General features: G+C 66.9%; 9 protein-coding genes. 2 read left to right on the plus strand and 7 right to left on the minus strand.

The features are described 5' to 3' along the window. The 5 genes from EB084_16105 to EB084_16125 all read right to left on the minus strand — a co-directional run. A partial coding sequence (locus tag EB084_16105; protein ID NDD29782.1) for an NAD(P)-dependent oxidoreductase occupies positions 1–89 on the minus strand: 89 nt, incomplete at its 3' end. Next, positions 90–995 carry a hypothetical protein gene (locus EB084_16110; GenBank protein NDD29783.1) on the minus strand — a complete coding sequence of 302 codons (906 nt, stop codon included), beginning with the start codon at positions 993–995 and terminating at the stop codon, positions 90–92. Further along, the gene (locus EB084_16115; protein ID NDD29784.1) at positions 979–1,758 is read right to left on the minus strand and encodes a transketolase; all 780 of its coding nucleotides are present in this window, start codon (positions 1,756–1,758) and stop codon (positions 979–981) included. The genes EB084_16110 and EB084_16115 overlap by 17 nt, the downstream gene beginning before the upstream one ends. Further along, entirely contained in the window at positions 1,755–2,519 is a 765-nt protein-coding gene (locus tag EB084_16120; GenBank protein ID NDD29785.1) for a crotonobetainyl-CoA--carnitine CoA-transferase, read from the minus strand. The genes EB084_16115 and EB084_16120 overlap by 4 nt, the downstream gene beginning before the upstream one ends. Positions 2,520–2,625: 106 nt before the next feature. Next, positions 2,626–3,726, minus strand: a complete 1,101-nt coding sequence (locus EB084_16125) for a kinase (GenBank protein NDD29786.1) — start codon at positions 3,724–3,726, stop codon at positions 2,626–2,628. Between the two features lie 151 nt (positions 3,727–3,877). On the opposite strand from EB084_16125, the gene EB084_16130 reads away from it, so the two are divergent. Further along, a complete protein-coding gene (locus EB084_16130) occupies positions 3,878–4,810 on the plus strand; it encodes a hypothetical protein (protein ID NDD29787.1) in 933 nt (310 codons plus the stop codon). A 13-nt stretch (positions 4,811–4,823) separates the two neighbouring features. Here the strand turns inward: EB084_16130 and EB084_16135 are convergent, their stop codons facing one another. Together EB084_16135 and EB084_16140 are read right to left on the minus strand one after the other, a co-directional pair. Beyond that, on the minus strand, positions 4,824–5,795 hold the full coding sequence (locus EB084_16135) for an SDR family oxidoreductase (protein ID NDD29788.1): 972 nt from the start codon (positions 5,793–5,795) through the stop codon (positions 4,824–4,826). After that, the gene (locus tag EB084_16140; protein ID NDD29789.1) at positions 5,789–6,358 is read right to left on the minus strand and encodes a cupin domain-containing protein; all 570 of its coding nucleotides are present in this window, start codon (positions 6,356–6,358) and stop codon (positions 5,789–5,791) included. The genes EB084_16135 and EB084_16140 overlap by 7 nt, the downstream gene beginning before the upstream one ends. Between EB084_16140 and EB084_16145 the strand changes: the two genes are divergently transcribed. Continuing rightward, a partial coding sequence (locus EB084_16145) for a hypothetical protein (GenBank protein ID NDD29790.1) occupies positions 6,342–7,259 on the plus strand: 918 nt, incomplete at its 3' end. The two genes, EB084_16140 and EB084_16145, sit on opposite strands and share 17 nt — an antisense overlap.

The raw sequence follows: 7,259 nt of genomic DNA on the forward strand, positions 1-7,259 counted from the left end.
CTCGAGCGCATCGAGGCCCCCGAATCGAGCAGGGCCTGCACGAAGTGCAGACCGACGAAGCCAGTGCCGCCCGTCACCAGGACGCGCATCTATGTCCGCACGGCCGATCGCGCGGCGGCAGCTTCGGTCGCAAGCGCCACAAGGCGGCTGCGGATGCCGGAAGCGTCGAGCCCCATGTCGGCGCGCACGTTCTCGAGCTTGCCGTAGCAATCCGGGAAGCGATCGGGCAGGCCGATCTTCCAGGCCTGGATGCCGTCGATGGCAGTCACCGCCTCGTGCAACCCCCAGGCGTCGTGCGCCACCACCATCTGCGTGTGCGCGAAGGCGTGAAGCAGCGGCGCATCGATGGGTTTGATGGTGTGCAGGTAGATCACGTTCACATCGAGTTCGCGACAGGCGTCGAGCACCACGGTGACCAGGGTTCCGGAGGTGACCACGGTCTGGGTCGCGGTGGCGCTCTGGCGCAGCACGATGCCCTTCCCGAACTCGATGGGCAGGGCCGGATCGAGCTGCACCGGCAGATCGCTGAGGCGGAAGTAGGTGGTCACCGCGCTGTCGTAGCGCGCGCGCAGCAGGATGTCGAGCTCGCGCTCGCTGGCGGGGCAGACGATCTCCATGTGCGGGAGCATGCGCAGGATGGCCAGATCGGTGTAGCAGTGGTGGGTGGCGCCGTCCCAGGCGTAGTCGAAGCTCGAGCCGCATGTGACGATGTTGGCGGGGTGGTGGTTGTAGCAGAGATCGAGCTTGATCTGCTCATAGCTGCGCTCGGTGAGGAACGGCGCGATGGTGTGGGTGAAGGGGATGTAGCCCTGCGAGGAGAGGCCGGCGGCCACGCTGATGATGGTGTTCTCGCAGATGCCGAGGTTGTAGAAGCGATCGGGGAAGGCCGCCTGGAAGTCGCGGAACAGGAAGTGGCTGATGTCGCCCACCAGCACGAGAACGCGCGGATCGGTGTGCGCGAGGGCCGTCACGGTGTCCTTAAACTGTCGCCGCATCGATCTCCTCCAGGATGGCGCGCAGCTCGTCCGGGCCGGGCGAGCGCCGATGCCACGCGAAGTAGTCGGTGAGCGTCGCCGCGCCGTGCCCCTTGCGGGTGTTGGCCACGATGACCTTCACGGTCGTCTGGGGCTGCAGCAGCGCGGCGCGCAGGGCGTCGACGTCGTGCCCGTCGACCTCGTGCACCTCGCACCCGTGGGCCGCGAAGATGGCCGCGGGATTGCGTATCTGCAGCGAGCGCCCTTGCGACTGGTTGTTGTCGTACACGATGGTGAGCGTGTCGAGCGCGAGGTTGCAGGCCACCATGACGGCTTCCCACACCGAGCCCTCGTTCGCCTCGCCGTCGCCCACCAGGGTGTACACCCTGCGCCCGCTGCTTCGCATCTTCTGGGCCATGGCCATGCCCACCGCGATGCCGATGCCGTGGCCGAGTGAGCCGGTGGAGGCTTCGACGCCGGGAACCTTGGGGTGGTGCGGATGGCAGCCCAGCTTCGAGGGCGCGCTCCCGAAGCCGCGCAGGTCATCGGCGCTGATGTAGCCCAGGTGCGAGAGCACGCTGTACAGCCCCAGCGACGCATGCCCCTTGCTGAGCACGAAGAGGTCGCGCTCGGGCCAGTCCGGGCGGTTCGGGTCGTGGCGCATGACGCTGTAGATGGCGTACAGGCACTCGACCACCGAGAAGCACGAGGGGATGTGCCCGTGGCCGCTCGCGGATGAGGCCTCGACGATGACCCGACGGATCTGTCGGCAGGCGTCGCTCATTCGATCACCGCGTACGACACGCGGGCGGTCATGGGGTATCGCTTGAGGCGCAGCCCACGGGTTCCCAGCGTCTCCATGAGGGCCACGGTCTCCCCAGGGAAATACTCGTCGCACAGCTCATCGAACACCAGAACGCTTCCCCGGAAGAGACGGGGCGCGATGGTCTCGAGCACCGCCCGTGTCGGGCGGTAGATGTCCATGTCGAGGATGGCCATCGAGAACAGGGTCTCCGGGTGGCGCTCGAGGTAGGCGGGCAGCGTTTCGGCGGCGTCGCCCTTCACCAGCTCGAAGCGCTTGATGTGCGACATGGGGTTGAGCGCTTCTTGCAAGGACAGGATCTGCTCGAGGGTGGCCTCGTATCCCGCGGGCACGCTGAACGAGCCTTCGCCTGTGCCAGAGAGCGCTCCGTCGACCTGCGCGCTGAAGCCCCGCGCGCCCTCGAAGGTGTCGAAGCCGATGATCTTGCGGTGGCGATTGAACGGTTCGAGGATGCCGCGAAGCGCTTCCATGAGCGAGAGCGTCTGCCCCCAGCGAACGCCGAACTCGGCGATGACCCCGTGGGTGTCTACGATCTGCTTGTACACCTCGTAGAAGAAGAGCACGCGCGACAGCGACTTCGAGGTGAGGAACAGCCCGAGGTTGGGCAGCAGCTCGTCGCGGGGGATGGGGGCCTCGGCGAGAAGCTGGGCGAGCCGTGCCGAGGCGTCCTTCTCTGAGCTGTTCGAGAGAACGATGGCGTCGTGCTGCTGTGTCTTGTGCATTGCGTCTCCTGGCGTGCTGCTGGCGCCGCCGTGTGGGGCGCGGCGGGTTGCGTGAACTTCCCCTGGCTCTTTGAGCGTTCCTTCAGCCTTTCTCTCGGGTGGCGCTTCAGGCGTTGGCGTCGCAGGCCGTGGGTCCCGTATCCCACCCGGGGTCGGGGGCGTGCGCCTCACGGAACGGCGTGATGGCCTCCGCGTCTCGGGCGCGGTGCTCGACGCTGTAGTCGGTCTCGGGATCGTAGAAGATGATGCTGCTGCCGCTGTGCTCGAAGCGGAACGGAACGTGGATGAGCTTCGACAGGCGCTCTTTGACGCGCGTCTGGTCTGCGGGCTCGACGTACAGCAGGATGAAGCCTCCACCACCCGCGCCGATGACCTTTCCGCCTCGCGCGCCCAGGCGACGGGCTTCGGTGTAGATCTCCTCGATCTCCGGGTTTGAAACCATGGGGCTGAGGCTGCGCTTGGCCTGCCACGCCTCGTGGAGCAGGTCGCCGAAGCGGGGGAGGTCGCGGGCAGCGAGGGCCGCCACGCCGTCATCGGTGAGCTGCATCAGCGAGCGCAGGTGGGCCTCGTTGCGATCGACGTCATTGGCGTAGCTGCCGGCGATGTTCGAGGCGGTGCGCTTGATGCCGGTGAAGAAGAGCATGAGACGGTCGTTCAAAGCGTCGAGGGCGTCTGGCGCCACGGTCATGGGGCGCACCGTGAACTGGCCGCTGGTGTGGAACTGCACGTGGTTGAAACCGCCGTAGGCGGCCAGCACCTGGTCTTGCGAGCCCACGGTCTCCTTCAGGCGCTCCTGTTCGAGCCAGATGCTCTCGGTGGCGAGATCGTGGCGGCTGGGGATGCGCCCCTTGAGCGCGTAGAGGGCGTTGAGCAGCCCCACCGTGAACGCCGAGCTCGACCCCACGCCGCCGCGCGCGGGGAGGTCGCCGTCGTGGCTGATGGCCACGCCCCGCTCGATGTCGAGATGGCGCATGACCTCGCGCACTGCCGGGTGCAAGACCTCGTCGATGAGGTTGGGGGTCTCGATGCGCGAGTATGCGATACGGTGGCGGTGGTCAAAGAACGGGGGCAGGTAGCGACACGAGATGTAGCAGTACTTGTTGATGGTGGTGGCGAGCACCGCGCCCCCGTGCGCGCGGTACCAGGCCGGGTAGTCGGTTCCGCCGCCGAAGAACGAGATGCGGAAGGGGGTGCGGCTGATGATCATAGGCCCGTCTTCTTCTTCGCGGAGGGGGGCTTTCCTCGGGAGGGCCCTGAGGAAGGCGCTCGATGTCTCGGTTTGAGCCCCATCTGTGGGGAATCGAGGGCCCTGCGTCGTCCGGGGAGGATGGGGTGCGCGGAGAGGGGAAGCAACGGCCGTGTTCCAGACGTTTGCCGATAGCGACTTCCGCCGCATGCTGGGCCTCGACGACGGGGCCCCCCTTCCCACGGGGTTCGAAGATGATCTCGCCGCGCTCGATTCGCGCCATCGAGACGCCACCCCCGCTGAGCGTGAGGCCTATGTGCTCATGCTGCTCAAGCGCATGGCCGAACCGTCGAGCCGACGCACGCCGGAAGAGAACCTGGCGGCCTGGGAGCGAGGGTGGTCTGAGAACCTGGCGCTCATCGAGCGCGATGGGGTCACCGAGGCCAGCCTGACGCCTCGCTACAACCGCCCCAAGCGCTATCTGCGCTGCGAGGGCCGCCTGCTGGTGTGCGAGAACCCGCACCTCGAGCACGCGCTCTTCCGGCACATGCGCGCCATTGTCTTCGAACGGTGGCTGCGGCCGTTCGACGGCGTCATCGAGATCGGATGCGGCAGCGGGCAGAACGTGCTGGCCCTGGCGAAGGCCTTCCCGGAGAAGCGCATCGGCGGCTTCGACTGGACCGCGGCCTCGAACCGCATCGTCGCGCGCATCGGCGAGGCGGTGGGGCGCCCCATCGAGGCGCGCCGCTTCGACGTCACCGCGCCCCCCGACGATCTCACGCTCGCCCCATCGACCGCGCTGCTCACGGTGCACGCGCTCGAGCAGATCGGTGAACGCCACGATGGGTTCGTCGACTTCGTCCTGCGCGCGCGCCCCGCGCTGGTGGTGAATGTCGAGCCCGTGCTCGAGCTCTACGATCATGACGATCTGCTCGACTACCTGGCCTGGTCGTACTCGGTGCGTCGCGACTATCTGGCGGGCTACTACACCCGCCTGCGTCAGCTCGAGGGCGAGGGGCGCGTCGAGATCGTCGCGCTGCAGCGCACCCGCCTGGGGGGCGAGATACACGAGGGCAACACCCTGCTCATCTGGCGCCCGCGCTGACGCGCGCGCCGGCTCAGGTGATCGAGCGCCACCAGTCGAGCAGCTCGCGCAGCGTCTGCTCGAAGGCGATCTCCGGTTCCCAGCCTGTCTCGTCGATGAACTTCGAGCAGTCCGGGATCTGCAGGGTGACATCGCTCGGGCGAAGCAGGGCCGGGTCGACCTCGACCTTGATCTCGTCTCTCTTCGGGCTCAGGCTGATGAGCATGTCGAGCATGTCGCCGATGCGCATGGTGCGGTTGCCGCCGATGTTGTAGGCCTCGCCCGGCGTGCACCTGCGCACCAGGGTGTAGTAGGCGCGCACGGCGTCGCGCACGTCGGCGAAGGTGCGAACGCTGTCGAGGTTGCCCACGCGCAGCACCGGAGGCTGCTTGCCCTTCTCGATGAGCGCGATCTGGCGCGCGAAGTTGCACTCTGCGCTCATCATCGTGCGGCGCGGTCCGGTGTGGGTGAACATGCGGGTGCGAATGGCGCGGATGCCGTACGACTGGAAGTACTGGTAGGCGATCATGTCTTCGCCCACCTTGCCCACGGCGTAGGGGTTGGCGGGTCGGAAGGCGTTCGTCTCCTTGATGGGAACCTCGTCCGGTTTCACCTGCCCGTACACCTCGCTGCTCGAGCAGACATGGATGACGGGGTCGTACCCTTCCTTCTGCTTGAGGATGCGCACGGCCTCGAGCAGGTAGAGCGTGCCGATGGTGTTCACCTGAATGGTGATGGCGGGGTTCGAGAACGAGTCGGTGACGTAGCTCTGCGCGGCCAGGTGAAAGATGTAGTCGGGTCGATGCTCGTCGAGCACGCGCAGCGTGGCCGACAGGTCGAGCAGATCGACGGGCGCCAGGGTGATGCGGTCGAGCACGTGCTCGACACGGCGCATGTCCTCGGTCCAGCGGTATGTGCCCACGAGCTGCTCGCCCCGCTCGAGCACGTAATCGGCGAGATGGCTGGCCACGAAGCCAGCCACGCCGGTCACCAGGTTCTTCACCATTCTACAAACCTCACATCGTTCTCCGCGGCCGACACGTACGGCTTCTCCGTGGCTTCGACCATGACGGTGTCTTTCATGAACTGCGCCCGGTGCGCCACGCGGGGCTCGATGACGATGCGCCCGCCCTTCTCGAGGTGGATGGTGGCGCGCTCGTTGCTGTCGAGGTCGATGAACTCATAGATGGCCTCGCCCTCGAGCAGGTAGAACATCTCGCGATAGTGGTGGTAGTGGTTGCCCAGCACGTTGCCCTGGGTGATGCGAAGTATCTTCACCTGTTTCGCGTCGAAGTCGCCATTGAACATGGCGGTGATGGTGCGCCGCTCGTCAGAATGGGCCGGTTCGATCTTGCAGTGCTCTACGCGCATGCCAACCTCCTGGGAATTGGGTGTAGTTATGCTCCAGCAGGCCCGGTTAGTCCTCTCCCTCCGAGACGCGGCACGGTGCCAGGAAGAGAACGGGCGGGCCCCGTAACCTTGCCACGAGACGTGGCGGGCTCGCCCTTGTCTGGCTGGCTGAGCACACCACCCCGAGAGGCAGTGACCACAGGTGACCCTCGCCCGCATCCGCCACTACATGGGTCTCGGCGTCACGAGAAAGTTCGTGGCCACGTTCGCCACGCGCCTGCTGCTGCTCGCGCTCGGCCTCGTGAACGTGGTGCTGACGGCCCGCCTTCTCGGGCCCGAGGGCAGGGGAGCGCTGGCGGTCGCCCTCACCACGGTGGCGCTGGGGGTGCAGCTCGGCTGCCTCGGCCTGCCCCAGGCCAACGCCTATTTCGCCGCCCGCGATCGTCGCCAGCTGGGGGCGATTCTCGGCAACGCGCTGGCGGTGAGCCTGGTTCTCGGCACCACCATCTCGCTCGTGTCTCTCGTCCTGGGGGGATTCGCGCCGAAGGCCGCCCCGCTGTCGGGCCCCCTGCTGTGGGTGGCCCTGCTCTGGATTCCCGTGCAGCTCTGGTTCACCATGCTGCAGAGCACGATGCTGGGCCTCGATCGCCTCGGCGAGTACAATGCCCTCGACCTCTGGCAGCGCGGCTCGTTCACGGTCATCGTCGCCCTGCTGCTGCTCACCGGTCACGTCAGCAGCCTCACGGTCTTCACCTGGGCGTTCGTCGTCTTCGTCCCGGTCTGCCTCTGGGCATCGGTGAAGCTCGCCCGCGCCTGCCCCTCGGGCCTCACCCTGTCGCGCCCCATGCTCACCGCGTCGCTCGACTACGCCTACAAGATCTGGCTGGGCAACCTCAGCGCCTTCGTCGTGGTGAACGCCGACCTCATGCTGGTCAGCGCCATGCGGGGCACCCGCGAGGCGGGCTGGTACTCGGTCGATGCCTCCATCGCGTCGAGCGTGATGTTCGCCATCCAGGCCATGTCGTCGGCGCTCTTTCCCACCCTGGCCGAGGCTGACTCGTTCGAGGAGCGGTGGCGGGTGACGCGCAAGGCCCTGCTTGCGAGCCTGGGTGTCAGCGCC

Source organism: Pseudomonadota bacterium (assembly GCA_010028905.1).
In the GTDB taxonomy this organism is placed as follows: Bacteria; Vulcanimicrobiota; Xenobia; order RGZZ01; family RGZZ01; genus RGZZ01.

Excerpts from the sequence above, each read along its gene's own strand:
- EB084_16125 (NDD29786.1), bottom strand. The coding sequence starts at position 3,726 with ATGATCATCAGCCGCACCCCCTTCCGCATCTCGTTCTTCGGCGGCGGA.
- EB084_16110 (NDD29783.1), bottom strand. The coding sequence starts at position 995 with ATGCGGCGACAGTTTAAGGACACCGTGACGGCCCTCGCGCACACCGAT.
- EB084_16140 (NDD29789.1), bottom strand. The coding sequence starts at position 6,358 with ATGCGGGCGAGGGTCACCTGTGGTCACTGCCTCTCGGGGTGGTGTGCT.
- EB084_16135 (NDD29788.1), bottom strand. The coding sequence starts at position 5,795 with ATGGTGAAGAACCTGGTGACCGGCGTGGCTGGCTTCGTGGCCAGCCAT.
- EB084_16115 (NDD29784.1), bottom strand. The coding sequence starts at position 1,758 with ATGAGCGACGCCTGCCGACAGATCCGTCGGGTCATCGTCGAGGCCTCA.
- EB084_16120 (NDD29785.1), bottom strand. The coding sequence starts at position 2,519 with ATGCACAAGACACAGCAGCACGACGCCATCGTTCTCTCGAACAGCTCA.